Below are 17,978 nucleotides of genomic sequence, written 5' to 3'. Positions count from 1 at the left end.
GGTATTAAATCATTCATGAAGGTTCTCCTTATCATTTGTAATAGAAAATAATAATGGATAACTCTTTATTATCCGTCTTTCATCACACCCTGTTTCTGATTAATAACAGAAACTTATCTATTGGAAAATTATACCATGCTTTTCCTGAAAAATCACTGTTTTCTTGATTTTTTTACATTTACTCCCCTTCGACTGCTGTAATAGCCTATTCTCCCTCCCGTACTAAAGAATGTCAGGCAGTATTAACATCGCAATACATTCCCCACAAACAGGGCTTGTTTTTTCACCCGTCTTCCTGTATATTTGAAACGTAATATTACCGCCGCCCTCCGCCTCAAAACAGCAAACGGCAGCATAATCACATATACAGAGAGGAGACCCTATTATGAAACATATAAAACACCGCTTTCTCAGCCTTCTGGCCGCCGCCATAGCCGCGGCCTCGCTCGCCGCATGCTCCGCCGCCGGCAGTCCTTCTGCCCCCGCAAAATCCGCCTCTGAAACCTCTCCATCCGCAGAGGTTTCAGAGGCTTCCGAAAAAGCCCGCCCGGAACATACACCGGAGAACCCGTCTGATCCGATTGACATTACCGGTAACAGCGCCGCCCAAACCAATCCCGGGAGTAACGCCGGCGATCCGGCGCCCGACGCCCCCATCCGCGTCGGCTCCCTCAAGGGCCCGACCTCTATGGGGCTTCTGGCCCTCATGGACTCAGACGACGCCGGCAAATATGAATTCAGCATGGTGACCGCAGCCGACGAGCTCGTTGCCTCCGTCGCTTCCGGCAAAACGGACATTGCGCTCGTTCCCGCCAATGTGGCCAGCGTTCTCTACAACCGCACAAATGGCGGCGTTACCGTCATTGACATCAACACGCTGGGGGTTCTCTATGTCCTCTCAGCCGACCCCTCCCTCCAATCCGTCGCCGATCTGAAGGGAAAAACCGTGTATCTCACCGGAAAAGGAACCACGCCCGATTATGTGGCCCGTTACCTCATCAGGGAGAGCGGCCTGGACGAAGGGGATGTGACCCTGGAATACAAATCAGAGGCAACCGAGGTCGCCTCCATCCTCGCCGGGCGGGACGACGCCACAGCCCTGCTGCCGCAGCCGTTCGCGACTGTGGCTATGGCCCAGAATCCCTCGTACCGGATCGCGCTGGATCTGACCAAAGAATGGGATCTGCTCCAGCAAGGCAAAGGCAGCCGCCTCGTGACCGGTGTGACGATTGTGCGGAATGCATTTTTAGAGGGGCATGAGGAGGAAGTGCGGGCCTTTCTGGACGAGCATCAGGCGTCCGCCGAGGCGGCCTTACAGTTCCCGGAGGAAACCGCACAGCGCATTGTCCGGGCAGGCATCATCGAAAAGGCCCCTGTGGCGCAAAAAGCTCTTCCCTACTGCAGCATCACCTGTATTACCGGCAGAGAGATGAAGGAAGCCCTTTCCGGCTATCTGTCCGTGCTGTTTGGGCAGGATCCACAGTCTGTGGGCGGCGCTATGCCCGGGGATGATTTCTATTTTGAATGAGGAAAGACATGAAGCGTAAACTCCGTTTTCCGGCTGTTCTGGCCTTTTGGCTGGTTCTGTGGCTGGCGGCCGCGGCCGCTGTCTCCAATCCGATCCTGTTTGCCGGCCCCGCCGAGGTGGCCGGCGCTCTTCTGGCGCAGGCCAGGGAGCCTTCCTTCTGGAGGACGCTCGCTTTTTCCTTTGGCCGGATCCTGGCCGGATTCCTGGCTGCGGCGCTTATTGGCCTCCTCTCAGGCGCGGTTTCCTTTTGCTGTCCTCTGATACGCAGGCTTCTCTCCCCGGCCATCCTCTTTTTACAGTCTGTCCCTGTGGCCTCCTTTGTTATTCTGGCCCTGGTGTGGGCCGGATCCGCCAACCTGTCGGTCATCATCTCCTTTATGGTCGCGCTGCCCCTCATTTACCAGGCCTCCCTCTCCGGGCTTTCCCAGACGGATCCGAAGCTTCTGGAAATGTGCCGGGTCTTTCGCGTGGGGAGGCTCCGCCGCGTCCGGGCCGTCTGGCTGCCCGCCCTCATGCCCTGGCTTTCGGGCGCAGCCGGATCCGCCCTTGGCCTGGCCGTCAAATCCGGGGTGGCCGCCGAGGTGATCGGCGTCCCGGATCACTCCATCGGGAGCCGGCTTTACACAGCCAAAATCTACTTAAGCACCGCGGATCTCTTTGCCTGGACGCTTATCATCATCGCCTCCGCCTGGCTGCTCCAATGCGGGCTGCGCGCGGCCCTTTCGCTTCTGTCCGCCCGCATAACCCCGGACGCTGTATCTCCCGGCTCCGGCAGGTTCCGGGAAAGCCGCCTTTTCCAGGGACCGTGCTTTTTCCAGAGGCCGCGCTTTCTCCGGGAAAAAAAACGCGCAGGAAACGCCGGGCAGAACCCCTTTTTCAGCCTCTCCCTGCATGCGCTTGACAAGCGCTGCGGCGCGCTCCCGGTTCTTCAAAACCTGGAGCTTACGTTCCGCTCCCCCGGGATCCACTGCATCATGGCCCCCTCCGGCTCCGGGAAGACAACGCTGCTCCGCCTTCTGGCCGGCCTGGAGACGCCGGACAGCGGCTGCATTTCCTTTGAGCCTGACCGGCATACAGACAGCGTGAAAGCAAACCGCGTTTCCTGTGTCTTTCAGGAGGATCGCCTGATTGACGCCATGACGCCTCTGCAGAATATCGCCCTGGTTCTTCCCGGAGCGCCCGGCTTTTCCCTCTCCCTGCTGCGCCGGGAATGCGCGCGCCTTCTCCCTGAGGAATGCCTGGACCGCCCTGTCGCCACCTTAAGCGGGGGCATGAAACGCCGCTGCGCTCTTTTGCGGGCCCTGCTGGCCCCTTTTGATCTGCTCCTTCTCGACGAGCCCTTCACCGGACTCGACGAAAAGTCCAAAAAAAAGGCGGCCCGCTGCCTTGTTGAAAAGACGCGCGGACGCCTCGTTCTCATAGCCACCCACAACCAGGACGACGCCCTGCTGTTAGACGCCCATATTCACCGTTTTGACTCCTTTATCGCGGCGCCCACAGAGGGGAAAGCCGATCGTTAAAAGGGCGTGAGAGGGAGAACCGTCCCCCGCTCCCTCTCTCACGCCCTGCCAAGCCGCTCCATGAGAAATGCGCGCAGGCGTTTTGTATCCCCGTCGGCAAAGCAGTACCCGTCCATGCCGCAGGCCCTTCCGCCCTCGATATTGGCAGGCAGATCGTCGATAAAAAAGCATTCTTCAGGGCAGAGGGAGTATTTCTCAAACAATCTTTTGTAAATGGCCGCGTCCGGCTTTAAAACGCCTTCCTCCGCGGAAACGATCGTCCCGTCAAAATACCGGCTTCCCGGAAGGCGGCCCTCATATACCCTGAGCCGCCGCGAGGCATTGGAACAGAGATAAATCCCCAGCCCCATCCCCTTTAAGTCCCTGACAAGCTCCTCCATCCCCGGCCGCGGCTCTATATTGTGTATGTGCCATTCCTGCATACAGCGGTCAGCCAGCGCGCGCAGGCGTTCGTTTGGGAGACGCCTTCTGACCCGCTCCATGGCCTCTTCCTCTGTGACCGCCCCTTTATCCAGGAGGATCCATTCCTCTGAACCGAAGAGCTCCCGCCGGATCCACTCAATTTCCCTCTCATCCTGCGCATAAACCCGGCACACGCGCACCGGATCATAAATAACAAGAACATTTCCCATATCAAATACGATATTGCGAATCATTTCCATAAAAATCCCTTCTGTAAAATACTGCGGTTGTCAGCCCCTTTACGCCGTAAGCCGCATGCCGGAACCGGAATCAGAATCAGACGGCAGGCAAAGGCGCGCTCAGCGCCCAAGCCTCTGCCACGCGGAGCGCACCGGCACATAAAGGACGGCCGTTCCCGCAACCGTAAACACCGCGTTGATCACCGTAGCCGGAATCGACGTAAGCTCCGCCGCCAGCGAGGCGGCCCATGTTCCTCCCACAAGCACCAGCGAACATACGGACCATGAAAAATCAATGACTGTATTTGCCGCCCCATAGACAAGCGCGCAGATCACCGCCGCCCGGTATTCTCTTCTCCAGTCCCCCGCCGCCTTTTTTTCTAAAAAGGAAAACAGGCCGCCTGTCAAAAGGCACAGCGCGATAGCGCTCACAAAGACATTGGGAATGGCGTGGACATACCCATTTAAAATGTCAAACGTCACCAGCCCCAGGACTCCGGCCACAGCCGCCCGCCGCCCTCCCAGGCAGAAAATGGCCAGCATGATAAAAATATGGCCAAAATGCACAAACGGTGTTCCCACCGCCGCCGGAAGCGGGATCCGGAACGACTGGATTCCCAGAAAAATCACGGCCGCAAAAAAAGCGGTCATCACATTCGCCTTTACGCCCTTTGCACTCCTCACGCGCAAGGTTCCCTGACTATCCATCGAAATTCCCTCTCTTTCTTTTTCAAACACTCTGGAGGATTACTCACTTTTACGAGATTATAGCATGCATCTGTCATGAATAATATATCCAGTTTTACTGATTTTTAAGAGGTCACTTTTCCAATACCACGTTTTGCAGGCAGCGCGCAAAACGCAGAAAACCCCCAAAATGAATAGATCATTCCCCTCCCGTATGCTATAATAATCCTATCACCAGCTCGTTAAGGCAAAATGTACTCTCGGAATCTCGCTGCGCCTGATTTTGTGAGATGATTTTTTGTCAGATGTGCACAAATTTATGAGGCGTACGTTGATTAAATTTGGGTGCATCTGGCGGAAAATCAGCCGCAAAGGCAGGTGCAGAGAGATTCCGAGAGTACATCAAACAGAAAAGGAGGCGTTTTTATGGCAGATAAAAGACTCGTAATCACCATTGGCAGACAGTACGGAAGCGGCGGCGCGGAGACGGGAAGGCGTCTGGCTGAGGAGCTGGGGATCGGATTTTACGACAAAAATATCCTCCGCGTCAATTCAGACGAAAGCGGGATCAAAGAAAGCTATTTCCACCTGGCGGACGAGAAGGCGGGCAGCCGGCTGCTCTACAAAATCATCAGCAGCCTGACGCCGGAAAAGGGCGCGCCTTCCTTCGGCTCGGATCTCGTTTCCGCGGACAACCTCTTCCGCTTCCAGTCCGAAGTGATCCGCAAGCTCGCCGCCGCGGAGTCCTGCGTGATCATCGGCCGCTGCGCGGACTACGTGTTGGAGGGTACGGAGGGCCTGGTGCGCATCCACATCTATGCAGACTATGAGGCCAGGGAACAGCGGATCCGGGAGAAGAACCTCTACAGCGAGAAGGAAATCAAAAAGAACATCAAGCGCATCGACCGGGAACGCCGCGACTATTACAAATATTACACCGGGCGCGACTGGGAGTCGCTTGAAAACTATGATTTGGCCATCAACACCACCGCAATCGGCGTAGAGGGCGCGGTGCAGGTTGTCAGGAACTATTTAAGCCTCCTGGGCTATGATTTGGAAAGATGAGGAACCACCCAGTGAATCCAGATAAAAAAGGCCGCGCGGCAGCCGGGAACGCGCCATCAAAAAATCCATCCAATCATCTATCCCGTGCCAAAAGGGCGGCTGTCCAGGCAGGCCGCCCTCCCCGGACAAAGACAAAAAAGCCCCGGGCAGACGTCTGTCCCGTATACCGGGCGTGCGGCGCCTGCCAGCTTCTGCATCTGCCCTACCCGGAGCAGCTCGCCTTAAAGCAGCAGGCAGTCCACGCGCTCTTAAAGGAGTTCTGCCCGGTAAGGCCCATCCTTGGCATGGAGAATCCCCTCCACTACAGGAATAAGGTCCATGCCGTCTTTGGCGTTGACCAGAAGGGAAAGCCCATATCCGGCATTTATCAGGAAGGCACGCACCGGATCGTCCCCGCCCGCCGCTGCCTCATCGAGGACGAAAAAGCAGCAGAAATCATAGAAACCATCCGTGGAATGCTGAAATCATTTAAAATACGGACCTACGACGAGGACACCGGCTGCGGCCTCCTGCGCCATGTTTTAGTGCGCCGCGGCTTTTCCACGGATCAGACGATGGCAGTCCTCGTGACCGCCTCCCCCGTATTTCCGTCAAAAAATAATTTCGTAAAGGCGCTGCGCAGCGCGCACCCGGAGATCACCACGATCCTGCAGAATGTAAATGACCGCGGCTCCAGTATGGTTTTGGGACAGAAGGAACGCGCGCTGTACGGCCCCGGATGGATTGAGGACGTCCTGTGCGGACTTACATTCCGCATCTCATCCCAGTCATTTTATCAGGTCAATCCCGTACAGACCGAACGGCTGTACCAAAAAGCCCTCGATCTGGCCGGCCTCACCGGAACTGAAACGGTGCTCGACGCCTACTGCGGGATCGGGACCATCAGCCTCATCGCCAGCGCCAGGGCCAAAACCGTGATCGGCGTAGAGCTGAGCCGGGACGCGGTGCGGGATGCCGTTCAGAATGCCCGGCGAAACGCGATCAAAAACGTACAGTTTTACTGCAATGATGCCGGAACCTTTATGGCTGACATGGCTTCCCGCGGCGAAACCATTGACGTCGTTTTCATGGATCCGCCCAGAAGCGGCAGCACAGAAGCCTTCATCCGCTCCGTCGCGCAGGTAAAGCCCAAACGCGTGGTCTACATCTCCTGCTCGCCCGAAACCCTGGCGCGGGATCTGAAGGTTTTTAAGCAAAACGGGTATCAGGCCAGGGAAGCATGGCCGGTTGATATGTTCTGCGGGACGCGGCATGTAGAGACGGTTGTTCAGTTGTCCCAATAACATATCAACGATTATATCAGAGCTTCGGTAAACTTAAAGCCGGAGGATGTCACCCCGGCAGAAACGGCAGCTACTTATGATATGATAAACCTAACCCGGACAAGCCGGAACCAATAATTTTGCCATTTTGCGCAAAATTTCGTTGTTAAGCGCCTAATAATACATAGTAGATAACAGTAGAGTTCAAATCAGGGCTTGAGATTAATGTAAACTCATAACAAAAAGCAAAACAGAAATGCCTCGCTTCGGCGGGGCGTTTTTATGCGGAAAGTTGAGTGTAAATTTAAATTAAATTCGGCTAAAAAAATAATTGCCGATTTTTATTGAAATCATAATGAAAATAGTGTATGATATTCGTAGGACAGCAGAGTCAACATTCTACTGCCTTACTTAAAAACGTTTTACGGGAAGGAGGAGTCATAGGTGGGCGCTATCTCTGAAGGCAGAAAATTCATTAAAATTGCTGAGCTAAAAGATATGGGATATTCGTATTATAAGATAGGAAAACTTGAAGAGAACGGAACAATTAAGAGGATCAATCGCAGCACCTATGAGAATCTTTCCTATAAGGGCGAGGAAAATGATTTTTTTAGTGCCGAGGCATATGTACCAGATGGAGTTATCTGCCTTATGAGTGCGGCGAGGTATTATGGTTTGACTGATTTTCTGCCGGATGCGGTAGATGTGGCTATTGCGAGAAAAAAAAAGGTCAGCACTCTTCCTGACTGGCCGGAGATCAGGATCTATTATTTTGATCCGGGACGTATGGCTCTCGGTGTTCAGGAAATCCGGGATGGGGAAAATTCATTCAATATTTTTGACATTGAAAAGACAGTTGTGGATATTATTTATTACCGGAACAAGGTCGGAATAGAGGAGACTTCCGAGATACTGAAAAAATATCTTGAAAGAAAAGATCGGCAGATTGACAGACTCTACGGGTATGCCAAAAAACTCCGCTGCGAAAAAATAATCAGGACATATTTGGAGGTGTTGATATAATGAATGCTGATTCCGTAAAAGCACGACTTAAAAATTTTGCCGTGGAGACAGGACATACTTTCCAAGAGGCTCTGGTCTATTATGGGTTGGAGAGAACTATATACAGAATTTCTGTGTCAAAGTATGCGGAGCATTTCGTGCTGAAGGGTGGAATATTCCTTTATGCGATTTTTGACAGAAATTATAAGAGAGCGACCACGGATGTAGATCTTCTTGCAAGGCGGATTCCAAACAGCAGTGCAGAGATGAAGGGGATCTTCAGAGAACTATTAGCACAAGATACAGATGATGCGCTTACTTTTGATGTTGATTCAATTACGGTGGAAGATATAACGGAATTTAAGGAATATCATGGTCTGCACATTTCAGCAGAAGCCTATCTTGACAGGACAAGGCTTCCGATAAGCATAGATATTGGATTTGGTGATGTGATTTATCCCGATGCAGTGAAGATGGATTTCCCAGTAATTCTTGATATGGAGGCGCCAAAAGTCAATGCGTACTCGCTGGAATCCTCGATTGCAGAAAAGCTGGAAGCTATTGTACATAATGGATATCTGAACAGCCGATACAAGGATTTTTACGATATTTATATCCTTACGAGTAAGTATTCGTTTGAATATGAAGATGTAAAAAATGCAGTATCCGAGACGTTTCTAAACAGAGGAACAGAAATGTCTATGAGTACGGCAGCTTTCAGTGAGGAATTTGTTCATGATCCGCTGCATCAGACGAGATGGAAGTCCTTTCTGAAAAAGAAAAAGGCAATGGTTCAGATTTCGCTTGAAGATGTAATCGCGGGTGTAAGGATGTTTACCGCGCCACTGCTAAATATTGACAGTGGCGTAAGAAGAAGGTGGAATCCGGAAAGCAGGATGTGGGAGAAATAATTTATCCCGTGGACTGATTTCCTCAAAGCACTATTTTGGGACTATGCTGAAAGTGAAAAGCCGCTAACCGTTGACATTCAGGGTATTGTTCCAAGAGGCGGGACTCCTCTCCCGCCCCTTTGCTGCGCCATCATCTCCCCGCTCTCTGTCCGCCTCCAAAAGCGGCCCCGTTGCCAAACCATCTGCCATGTCCTCTCCCATAACCACAGCCATAACCGCGCCCATAGCCGTACCCGCATCCATAGCCATATCCACAGCCATAACCGTCCCCATAGCCCGTGCCGTCGCATACCGCCTGGCGCGCCTTTATTCCGCTTAAGATCCGATCCATCTCCTCCTGCGAAATGATCCCCTGCTCAGCCTGTTCGCCGAGAACGGCTTCCTGCATATCAAGCCTCCGGGCCTTAAACTCATCCAGCCGCCCGTCCTCTGCCGCAATGGCGCCATACGTTTTCCCTGTTTCAAACCGCTCCCGCGCCACATCCTCCACGCTTCTTCCCGTCACTTCCGCGGCCGTATCGGCCGGCGTCTGATATTCCGCAGCCATCGCCGTGGCGGCCGGAGCCATGGAGAGAGCGGCAACCGCTGTAAAAAGAAGAAGATTACGTTTTACATGTTTCATCTCAAAATACCTCCCGGACAATCCGTTATTTTTATTTACAGGTACATCATACAGAAAAAAAATGGCAAAATTGTGTCTTTCATCGTCCAAATTTGTGATAAAATATAAAAGCAGGCAGGCAGCGCCGTATCAGGCCCTCAATAAGACAGGCCAGCCCGCCGTATGATTGCGCCTGAGCCAACGCAAATGCCACAAAAAAAACAAAATTTCATGATATACTGGTAACCGTTCAGGAATCTGAACGGCTGAAGATACTGAAATTATCAGCTATACCGAGTATCCGCAAATCCTATCAAATTAACAGAGGTCAGCAGTCATGGATAAAATTTTAATCGCGGACGACAATGTCCAGATCACAAAAATTCTGAGTGAATTTGCCAAAAAGGAAAACTTTGAGCCCGTCGTCGCCCACGATGGCGAGGAGGTCATTGAGCTGTTCCAAAAACATATGTGTTCGATTATCCTGCTTGATGTCATGATGCCCAAAAAGGACGGATTTGAGGTCTGCAGGGAGATACGCAGGGTTTCCAATATACCGATCATTATGATAACGGCCCGGGGCGAGGATTTTGAACGGATTATGGGCCTGGATATCGGCGCGGATGACTACATTGTCAAGCCCTTCTCGGGCAGCGAGGTCATGGCCAGGGTGCGCGCCGTGCTGCGCCGGATTGATTACTCCAGCCAGACGGCCAGGCAGACGAACCTCTCCTATGACAACTTAAGCGTCTGCCTCGATAACGCCGCTGTAACCGTCGGCGGACAGGAGATCGCCTTAACCAAAAAGGAGCTTGAAATCCTCTGGACGCTTCTTGGCAGCCGCGGAAAAATATTTTCCAGAGACAACTTATTAAATGATCTGTGGGGATATGATTATTATGGGGACAACCGCACGGTTGACAGCCATATCAAACGGCTGCGCGCCAAACTGGACACGGTTCCCCACCCGAACTGGCAGATCAAGACGATTTGGGGAATGGGCTATAAATTTGAGGGAACAAAGGGATGAAGCGCACGATCACCTACCGTCTAATCGCATATTTTTCCGCCGCGCTCGTCCTCTTCTCCGCCATTGCGGGCCTGTTGTTCTGCGCCCTGTTTTCCTGGTACACGGCCAAAACCCATGAGCGGGAATTGAGCGGGCGGGCGCTTTCTATTGCCGATACGCTTTCCCGTTTCTCCCAAAATGAACATCAGGGCCGCGGGATGTCCGGCGGCTTAGGCGCTTACCTTCGGTTTATCGATGAGATCGCCATGAGCGAAGTGTGGCTGGTGGACGAGCAGGCCCGTATCCTCCAGTCCGGTCACAGAAACAGCGCCTTGTCCTACAATGAGCTGCCTTCCGGCGCAGAGGATTTGATAGGCCGGATTTTTGAGGGCTGCGTGGCGTCAAACAGGGAGTTCAGCCCCCTGCTCGACGCGCCCTCCATCACCGTAGGCGCGCCGGTTTATGACGCAAATGGAGACGTGGCCGCCGCGCTTCTCCTGCACAGTCCCATAAGCGGCATACAAAACGCGCAGCGCGGCGGCATCCATATACTTGTGTTCTGCATCATTACCGCGCTTCCCCTGGCAATCATCCTTTCTGTGTTGCTGGCCCGCCATTTTATAAGCCCCTTAAAGAAAATCGGCCAGGCGGCGGAACACGTGATGAACGGCGATTACTCCGCGCGCACCGGCGTCAGGCAGGCGGATGAGATTGGCTCTCTGGCCCGCAATATCGACGCCTTATTTGTGCAATTATCGAATATAGAGGATGAACGGAAACGCCTTGACCAGATGCGGCAGGATTTTACGTCCAATATATCCCATGAGCTGCGCACGCCTGTAACCGTGATCAAAGGGTCGCTGGAGGTCCTGGAACAGGGCCTGGTGACCGACGCGGATGAAATACACGAATATGTCCGGCAAATGCTGTCTGACACAGCGCATCTTGAGCGCCTAGTCAATGATCTCCTGGAGCTCTCAAGACTCCAGAACGCGAATTTTCCGATCGAAAAAACCGAGTTTGATCTCATTGACGTCATTAAAGAGGCCGCCCGTTCCATGCAGAGGCTGGCCGCACAAAAACAGACGCCGATCGAATTTCGCGAAGAAGCCGGATCCTTCCGTTTTTCAGGGGATTACGGGCGGCTGCGGCAAATGTTCTTGATCATCCTCGACAATGCCGTCAAATTTTCGCCGCCCGGCCGTCCGGTAACCATCCGGACATACTGGGAGAAACAAAAGTTCGCCGTATCCATATCCGACTGCGGAAGCGGCATTTCTCCCGAAGACCTCCCTTACATATTTGACCGTTTCTACAGGGAACGCTCCGGGCAGAACAAAACCGGAACCGGCCTTGGCCTTTCGATCGCCAAACAGATAGCCGGCCGCCATCATATAACCATCGCCTGTGAGAGCCGCGTATCTCAATTTACAGTATTTACCTTCCTGTTTCCGTAACGGCTCACCGCTCCTCTTCCCGGTACGTCAGGACCGTCGGAAAGCCCATGCTGCGGAGCTCCCGTTCGAGCTCCACCGCATGATCCATGACCTCAAACGCCCCGGCCATCACCTTGTAATAGCCGTCGTCATAGATCAGATACGCCGGGAATCCCCGCGCCTCAAGCTCGTCGAGCTGCTGCTCTGCCAGAGATCTCGCCCGGTAGACGCCGGTCTGCACCATATAGTAAGAGCGCGCCTCCCCTTCCTCGCGAAGCGTGTTCAAAATCCCGTCCGCGATCGCCTGTGCGACTGCTTCAAACTCCCGGTCAAACCGCGCGTTATCCTCCGGATTGTCGATAAATCCGGCCTCCACAAGGACAGCCGGCATCATGGTCCTGCGCAGTACGATCAGATCCGGCCGTTCAAAAATCCCCAGATCTTTAAAACCGGTCTTTTTCAGCTCATCATTGATAGATTCCGCCAGATCCTCCGCGATCCCCTCTTCCCCGTACACCAGCGTCATCGTCCCCGAGCCGCGCCCCGGCTCCAGAGCGGCGTTGCGGTGCAGCGATACAAACAGATCCGCCCCTGACCGGTTCGCCATGCGCGCCTTCTCAAGCGGCGAATCATACACGTCCGTCACCCGCGTATAGAATACATCCACCCCGTTTCTCTCGAGAATATCCCCCACCGCCAGGGCCAGGCGCAGGTTGTCATCCTTTTCCCGCCTCCCCTCAAATACGGCCCCGGGATCGTAATCGCCGCCGTGACCGGCATCTATCACAACTTTCCTTTTAGCATCCAAAAGAAAAAACTCCTCTCAACATACCTTTGTACTATTACAGTATGTAAAGAGGAGCGAAAGCGTGACCATTCCGATGCAAACTCATGCGCATAAGGGGGGATTGCCAGAGAAATGCCATTGGCCCGTGAATCAATGTCAGTTAGTTAAGCGAAGTGAACGGTTGCAGGGCGTTATCTGTCGTGAAAGGGCCGCCAGAGTCCGATTCCAAACCCAACGGAACTGGCGACGGCGGCCTCCCCACGATAAACAACATCCCGCAATCGTCCGCTTAACTAACTGCCATTGGCCCGTGAACATTAACAATTGTGTACCTATGTAAAACGAGTTTATTAGTATACATTGTAAATAGCAGGCAAATAATTTATAATCAAATATATAAATTGAAATTTGAAAACATTCAAGAAAATTGTAATGATAATTCTGCCCAGAACCACCATTGAGGAAGCAATTACAGAGGGGGCATGGTATGAGAATCCATCAACCGCTGGTTGAATCTGCCAAAATCAACTACTGGTTAGTTTCAGAACAATTCTTTTTCTATTATACTAACGGCAAGGAGGATAAAACATGAACCAGGGAACGATAGGAAAATTCGTTGCAGCCTGTCGAAAAGAGAAGGGGCTTACACAAAAACAGTTAGCAGAAAAGTTAAATATTACCGACCGGGCAGTATCAAAATGGGAAACCGGAAAAAGCATTCCGGATGCCGCCATTATGCTGGACTTATGTAAAATACTTGGTATCAGCGCAAATGAACTGCTCAGCGGAGAAAGGATTGCCATGGAAAATTATCAAAAAAGAGCAGAAGAAAATCTTGTGGAATTGCAGCAAAAAGCAAATAACGCCCAAAAAAGTTCAAATTTACTTGTAAAGCTTGTAGTCCTGATTTTAGGGGTGCTGTTTATAGTCAAATATGGCATCGGCAGCAAAGGCTGGTATTTTATGGATTCTATCAGCATGGAGTTTATCCTGATTCCCTGCCTCCTAATACTGCTGTGTACAGGGTATTGGCGGGGCTTTCTAAAGGCATTTGTCTATTTAATTAAAAGAGACTATTGCACAGCAGAAATGATAAGGGACAGCGCTGACGCGCTTAAACTGGTATGCAGATCCAGTTTGATTTGGGGAAGCATCGGCGTTATAATCAGTACGGTGAATCTTATGCGCCGTCATGCGCTGGAGCCCGAGTTTGCCGCCTTATGTGGGGTTATATCGGTAGCGCTGCTTCCTTTGTTCTACTCCCTGGTTATAAATGCGGTATTGATGCCATTGTATTTTGAGCTAAATCGTTTGCATACGAAAAATGCAGAGTGAGAGCATATGGGCACATTATGATACGGTAAGATAAAAAAGCGCCAACGGATGAATCAATTTCCGAGGGCGCTTTCTTTTTGTCCTGAATTTGTGAGTCAACAACCCCGCTGCAAGCAACGGGGCGTCGAACCTGCAGCGCTGCAGAGCAGCGGGGGATTTGACCCTCGCGGCAGCCGCCAAATGCGCATGCAAGCATGCCCACTTGGCTCGCTGCCCGCGGGAATAAAATGTCTGCGGAGCGCTGTTTACCCGCGAATTAATGCTTTAGACCCCGGCATCATGATATTGCGGTAGTTAATCCGCACGATCATCCCACTCCCCGCTGAACACCTCCACCGCCGGTCCGGTCATATAAACCGTATCCTTTTCCCTGTCCCACGTAATATCCAGCGTTCCGCCAAGCAGATCCACCTGCACGCGGTTCTGCGTATATCCCGCCAGCACGCAGGCCACGGCAGCCGCGCACGCGCCGGTGCCGCAGGCCATTGTCTCCCCGGAGCCGCGCTCCCAGACGCGCATCTTTATGCGGGTCCTGTCAATCACCTGGACAAACTCCGTATTCGTGCGGTCCGGAAAACGCAGATGCATCTCAAACCCGGGCCCGATCTGCTTCAGATCGAGTTCTTCAATTGCGTCCATAAAGACCACCGCATGGGGATTCCCCATGGAAATCCCGGTAAATTCATACCGCGTCCCCTCTGCCACAATCTCTTCCGGAAGATCGGAGGTGATAACCGGCTTTCCCATGTCCACCGTAACCGCCTGCGCTTTCCCGTTCACGGCCTTAATCTCCAGATGTTTCACGCCCGAAAGCGTTTCCACTGAAATTTTCGTCTTATCCGCAATGTGATGATCATACGCGTACTTTCCCACACAGCGTATCCCATTCCCGCACATCGCGCCCCGGGATCCGTCCATGTTGTACATATCCATCCTGCAGTCCGCGATATCCGAGGGCTGAATCAGGATCAGCCCGTCCGCGCCGATGCCGAAATGGCGGTCGCTGACCAGAACAGCCGTCCTTTTTGGATCCTTCACAGTCTCCTCAAAGCAGTTTACATACACATAATCATTCCCCAGGCCCTGCATCTTTGTAAATTTCATTCCAATCAGTCCTCCTTAACCGTACAGTCTCAAAATCATTTCCGCTCAATTCTCCTTAACCATACAGCCTCAAAATCATTTCCGCCGCCTCCGCCATGCCGCATCCGGTATCCATGCTGCATTTCTGCAGATACTTATGCGCCTGCGGCTCTGTCATATGGTTGCGCCCCATCAGGAGCTGCTTGGCCTTATCAATCGCCGCGCGCTCCCCGTCCCCCCTCGGCAGCGGTTTCTTCCTCCTCTCCCGCCTTCGTCCGCTCTGCGTCTCCTCGAGCATGCGCACCGTGGAAATGAGATCGCACATCTTAAAGGGGGTCGGAAGGCAGACGAGGCGTCCCATATCCTCCCCGCTCCATTTGGCCGGGGAGGCGATCACCAGGATCTCAAATGCGTCCGAAAGCTGGCGGCCCAGCTCGCGGCACGTCATATCCCCGAAACAAAATCCGCAGATCACAATCCCGCTCCTCAGATCATCCGCATTTGCCAGCACCTGCGCGCCGCAGGTGCATGAAACCGTGGTCTGCAGCCCGTTTTTGACAAGGATATTGCGGATACTTCGTCCGTCCTCCGGCTTTTTAAATGCCACTATAATATTCGTCAACCGCCTCACCTCTCCCCGTCAGCAGCGATACAGGTATTCCGCGAGCTCCCAGTCCGTCACATACGAGCAGAAGCGCTCCCATTCCTCCTTTTTCCCCTCATGGTACACCCGGCAGAGCTTATCCCCAAAGGTGCGCCGGGCAAACGAATTTTCGGGAAGCTGGCGGATCAGCACGCCCAGCGTCTCCGGAAAGCGCGGATCCGCCTCGTACTGCGTAAGCTCACAGCCATTTTCCAGGCCGTTAAGCCCCGCTGAAAGAATCGCTGCCAGAGCCAGGTAGGGATTCGCCGCCGGATCCGGGAAAAGCGCCTCCAGAGACGCCCCTCTCTCCGAGCAGCCTGTCAGGCGGACGGCCTTATCGCTTCCCTTTTCCCAGGCCGCGGCCGGGAATTCCGGCTGGAACACGGATCCGCGGCTGGCTGCCAGGCGTTTGTAGGAATTGATCATAGGATTCGTAAAAATCATCATATTGTATAAATTCTTAAGAATTCCCACCCGGAACCGCGCGGCCGCCTCCCCCGCATCCGAGCCGTCCGTCCGCCGGATCGTCATGCCCACATGAAGCCCCGAGCCGTCCCCGCTCATGTTGGGCTTTGGCATAAAGGTCGCATGCAGCCCGTGGCGCTTCGCAATCCGCTTCACCGCTGTCTTAAACGTCTGCAGATAGTCGCCTGCCTCCACCCCGCGGCGCGGCGGCAGCCGGAAGCTGTGCTGGCCCGGCGTGAGGCCGTGGCGCGCGCTCTCTGCTTCCATTCCCGCCTCCTCAAGGCTCATGAGCATATCGCGCCGCACATTCTCCGCCAGATCGATCGGCCCCGCGTCATAATAGCTCGCCACCTCATGCGTGATCGTCGTGGGCCTCCCGTTGTCATCCGTGTGGAATAAATAAAATTCACACTGAAAATCAAACTCAACCGCAAGACCCATCTCCCCTGCCCTCTCCACCTGCCTCTGCAGCAGATACCGCGAATCCAGCCCGGAAAAAGCCCCGTCCGGGCCGCAGATATTGCAGATCAGCCGCGCCGTATGCGATCCGGCCCCCTCCCAGGGAAGAAGCGCATACGTATGCAGATCCGGTTTTAAATAGAGCTGCGTTTGCTCCTGCCTGTCCGTTAAGTAATCCGGCGCGGACTCGCTGTCCGTCTCCCCCTTTTTAAGCCCTCCCAGGGCAAAACGGTTGATCGGATATCCCTCCCTCACAGCCCGTTCTGCCTGGTTTTTCGTCATCTCGACCACCTTATTCTGCCCGAATACGTCTGTAAACTGAAATTTTACCAGATCGACTGCCTCGTCAAAAAGGGGGGCGTTGTTCTTTTCCATCTTTATCTTCATCTCCATTTCCACCTCGCGTCTTTTTAACCGCAAAAGGGAGCTGTACCGTTAAAGTCAGCCCCTTTGCCAATGTTTATGCTGCTGTCTGCGCCTATATTGCACCCGAGTCATATATGATAGGGATCGTGAAAGGGTGCCAGAGAGCTTCTATTTCTCCGAGCGGGTCGGGGATTCTGTTGGATATAGAAGCTCTCGGGCGGCGGCCGGGTAGCCTCACAACAACTCAAGCCTCTCCGTCATCCCGCTCCCAAGCGTCATTTTCCCCACATAGCCGACCTCGCCTACCATGTAGACCACGCCGTCCTCCTTGATCTCCACTTCCAGCACGCCGCCGGGCATATGCACATACATGTGGCTGTCCGCCAGGCCCAGACGCACGGCCGCGCAGGCCGCGGCGCAGGCGCACGTTCCGGATGCCAGCGTATACCCCGCGCCGCGCTCATAAATCTCGATCTGGATATTCGTCCGGTCCAGGACATTTAAAAGCTGCGTGTTGACCTTTTCAGGAAAACATTCCGCCCCCTCCGAGTGTTCCCCGATGCGGCAGACGAGCTCCTTTGAAATCTCATTCATCCAGATCACACAGTGCGGGTTTCCGATGGAAAGGCAGGTGGTCACATACGGGATCTTGCCGAATACCATGGTCTGGTTCACCATCTCCCGCCGCTCGCCGGTCACCGGGATCTCGTCGCTCCAGAATGTCGGGCGGCCGATGGAGATTTTCACGCGCGTTCCCTGCTCGTTTAAGTAAAAAACCGTCTCCTCCCCGTCCGCTGTCATCCAGGACACGCTCGTCTTCTGGACATAGCCGGCGTCCTTTAAATACTTTGCAAAGATCCCCATCCCGTTTCCGCTCTTCTTTGCCTCGCTTCCGTCGGGATTAAAAATCTTTACATACATCCGCTCCTGATCCAGGTAAGGCCCGGCCAGGATACCGTCTGAACCTGCCCCGAAATGGCGGTTGCAGATGAGCCGTATCCGCTCTTCATTTAACTCCATCTCATTGTGGTTCGGATCATAAATCAGATAATCATTTCCCATGCAGTGATACTTTTCCAGAACAATCTGCTTCATCCGCGCATCCTCCTATCGCTGATATAATGGACAGCCATGATTTCGTTTTCACGGGCCGGGCCGGAGCTTTTTCCTCCGCCCAC

At 53.4% G+C, this 17,978-nt stretch carries 17 protein-coding genes; 9 read left to right on the top strand and 8 right to left on the bottom strand.

The window, feature by feature from the left end; all coding sequences use genetic code 11:
• Positions 1 to 385 precede the first annotated feature (385 nt).
• Both NFS31_RS10480 and NFS31_RS10475 read left to right on the top strand, forming a co-directional pair.
• Entirely contained in the window at positions 386 to 1,528 is a 1,143-nt protein-coding gene (locus tag NFS31_RS10480; protein WP_251494554.1) for an ABC transporter substrate-binding protein, read from the top strand.
• 8 nt (positions 1,529 to 1,536) lie between these two features.
• Positions 1,537 to 3,048, top strand: coding sequence for an ATP-binding cassette domain-containing protein (locus NFS31_RS10475; RefSeq protein ID WP_251494551.1), 1,512 nt, complete (start codon positions 1,537 to 1,539; stop codon positions 3,046 to 3,048).
• 38 nt (positions 3,049 to 3,086) lie between these two features.
• On the opposite strand, the gene NFS31_RS10470 is transcribed toward NFS31_RS10475, so the two are convergent.
• Both NFS31_RS10470 and NFS31_RS10465 read right to left on the bottom strand, forming a co-directional pair.
• Complete coding sequence (locus tag NFS31_RS10470) at positions 3,087 to 3,704, bottom strand: HAD family hydrolase (RefSeq protein ID WP_251494566.1); 618 nt, start codon at positions 3,702 to 3,704, stop codon at positions 3,087 to 3,089.
• Positions 3,705 to 3,809: 105 nt separating this feature from the next.
• Positions 3,810 to 4,397: an ECF transporter S component gene (locus NFS31_RS10465; RefSeq protein WP_251494548.1), complete on the bottom strand. Its 588-nt coding sequence runs from the start codon at positions 4,395 to 4,397 to the stop codon at positions 3,810 to 3,812.
• A gap of 405 nt (positions 4,398 to 4,802) precedes the next feature.
• Here NFS31_RS10465 and NFS31_RS10460 point away from each other — a divergent pair, with 405 nt between their 5' ends.
• The 4 genes from NFS31_RS10460 (at position 4,803) to NFS31_RS10445 (ending at position 8,616) form a co-directional block, all read left to right on the top strand.
• A complete protein-coding gene (locus NFS31_RS10460) occupies positions 4,803 to 5,441 on the top strand; it encodes a cytidylate kinase-like family protein (protein WP_251494546.1) in 639 nt (212 codons plus the stop codon).
• Complete coding sequence (rlmD, locus tag NFS31_RS10455; RefSeq protein ID WP_416389449.1) at positions 5,438 to 6,724, top strand: 23S rRNA (uracil(1939)-C(5))-methyltransferase RlmD; 1,287 nt, start codon at positions 5,438 to 5,440, stop codon at positions 6,722 to 6,724. The genes NFS31_RS10460 and rlmD overlap by 4 nt, the downstream gene beginning before the upstream one ends.
• A 423-nt stretch (positions 6,725 to 7,147) precedes the next feature.
• A complete protein-coding gene (locus NFS31_RS10450; RefSeq protein ID WP_251494542.1) occupies positions 7,148 to 7,726 on the top strand; it encodes a type IV toxin-antitoxin system AbiEi family antitoxin domain-containing protein in 579 nt (192 codons plus the stop codon).
• On the top strand, positions 7,726 to 8,616 hold the full coding sequence (locus NFS31_RS10445; RefSeq protein WP_251494540.1) for a nucleotidyl transferase AbiEii/AbiGii toxin family protein: 891 nt from the start codon (positions 7,726 to 7,728) through the stop codon (positions 8,614 to 8,616). Before NFS31_RS10450 ends, NFS31_RS10445 begins: the two co-directional genes overlap by 1 nt.
• 130 nt (positions 8,617 to 8,746) lie before the next feature.
• On the opposite strand, the gene NFS31_RS10440 is transcribed toward NFS31_RS10445, so the two are convergent.
• The gene (locus NFS31_RS10440) at positions 8,747 to 9,238 is read right to left on the bottom strand and encodes a hypothetical protein (protein ID WP_251494538.1); all 492 of its coding nucleotides are present in this window, start codon (positions 9,236 to 9,238) and stop codon (positions 8,747 to 8,749) included.
• 316 nt (positions 9,239 to 9,554) lie between these two features.
• Here NFS31_RS10440 and NFS31_RS10435 point away from each other — a divergent pair, with 316 nt between their 5' ends.
• Both NFS31_RS10435 and NFS31_RS10430 read left to right on the top strand, forming a co-directional pair.
• Positions 9,555 to 10,247: a response regulator transcription factor gene (locus tag NFS31_RS10435; protein WP_251494536.1), complete on the top strand. Its 693-nt coding sequence runs from the start codon at positions 9,555 to 9,557 to the stop codon at positions 10,245 to 10,247.
• On the top strand, positions 10,244 to 11,683 hold the full coding sequence (locus NFS31_RS10430; RefSeq protein ID WP_251494533.1) for a sensor histidine kinase: 1,440 nt from the start codon (positions 10,244 to 10,246) through the stop codon (positions 11,681 to 11,683). The genes NFS31_RS10435 and NFS31_RS10430 overlap by 4 nt, the downstream gene beginning before the upstream one ends.
• Positions 11,684 to 11,687: 4 nt before the next feature.
• Here NFS31_RS10430 and NFS31_RS10425 read toward each other — a convergent pair whose 3' ends face one another.
• Positions 11,688 to 12,470, bottom strand: a complete 783-nt coding sequence (locus NFS31_RS10425) for an N-acetylmuramoyl-L-alanine amidase (RefSeq protein WP_251494531.1) — start codon at positions 12,468 to 12,470, stop codon at positions 11,688 to 11,690.
• A 567-nt stretch (positions 12,471 to 13,037) separates the two neighbouring features.
• On the opposite strand from NFS31_RS10425, the gene NFS31_RS10420 reads away from it, so the two are divergent.
• Positions 13,038 to 13,784, top strand: a complete 747-nt coding sequence (locus NFS31_RS10420) for a helix-turn-helix domain-containing protein (protein ID WP_251494529.1) — start codon at positions 13,038 to 13,040, stop codon at positions 13,782 to 13,784.
• A gap of 294 nt (positions 13,785 to 14,078) precedes the next feature.
• Here the strand turns inward: NFS31_RS10420 and dapF (NFS31_RS10415) are convergent, their stop codons facing one another.
• From dapF (NFS31_RS10415) to dapF (NFS31_RS10400), 4 genes are all read right to left on the bottom strand, one after another.
• Positions 14,079 to 14,888 (bottom strand): diaminopimelate epimerase, encoded by an 810-nt coding sequence (dapF, locus tag NFS31_RS10415; protein WP_251494527.1) that lies wholly within the window; start codon positions 14,886 to 14,888, stop codon positions 14,079 to 14,081.
• 55 nt (positions 14,889 to 14,943) lie between these two features.
• Positions 14,944 to 15,489, bottom strand: a complete 546-nt coding sequence (locus NFS31_RS10410; protein WP_251494525.1) for an ANTAR domain-containing response regulator — start codon at positions 15,487 to 15,489, stop codon at positions 14,944 to 14,946.
• Between the two features lie 18 nt (positions 15,490 to 15,507).
• Positions 15,508 to 16,821, bottom strand: a complete 1,314-nt coding sequence (locus tag NFS31_RS10405) for a glutamine synthetase family protein (protein ID WP_251494522.1) — start codon at positions 16,819 to 16,821, stop codon at positions 15,508 to 15,510.
• A gap of 213 nt (positions 16,822 to 17,034) precedes the next feature.
• A complete protein-coding gene (gene dapF, locus NFS31_RS10400) occupies positions 17,035 to 17,895 on the bottom strand; it encodes a diaminopimelate epimerase (RefSeq protein ID WP_251494519.1) in 861 nt (286 codons plus the stop codon).
• Positions 17,896 to 17,978: the final 83 nt, after the last annotated feature.

It is taken from the genome of Otoolea muris, assembly GCF_943193115.1.
Lineage (GTDB): Bacteria > Bacillota > Clostridia > Lachnospirales > Lachnospiraceae > Otoolea > Otoolea muris.
This window is presented reverse-complemented; position numbering and strand designations above follow the sequence as displayed.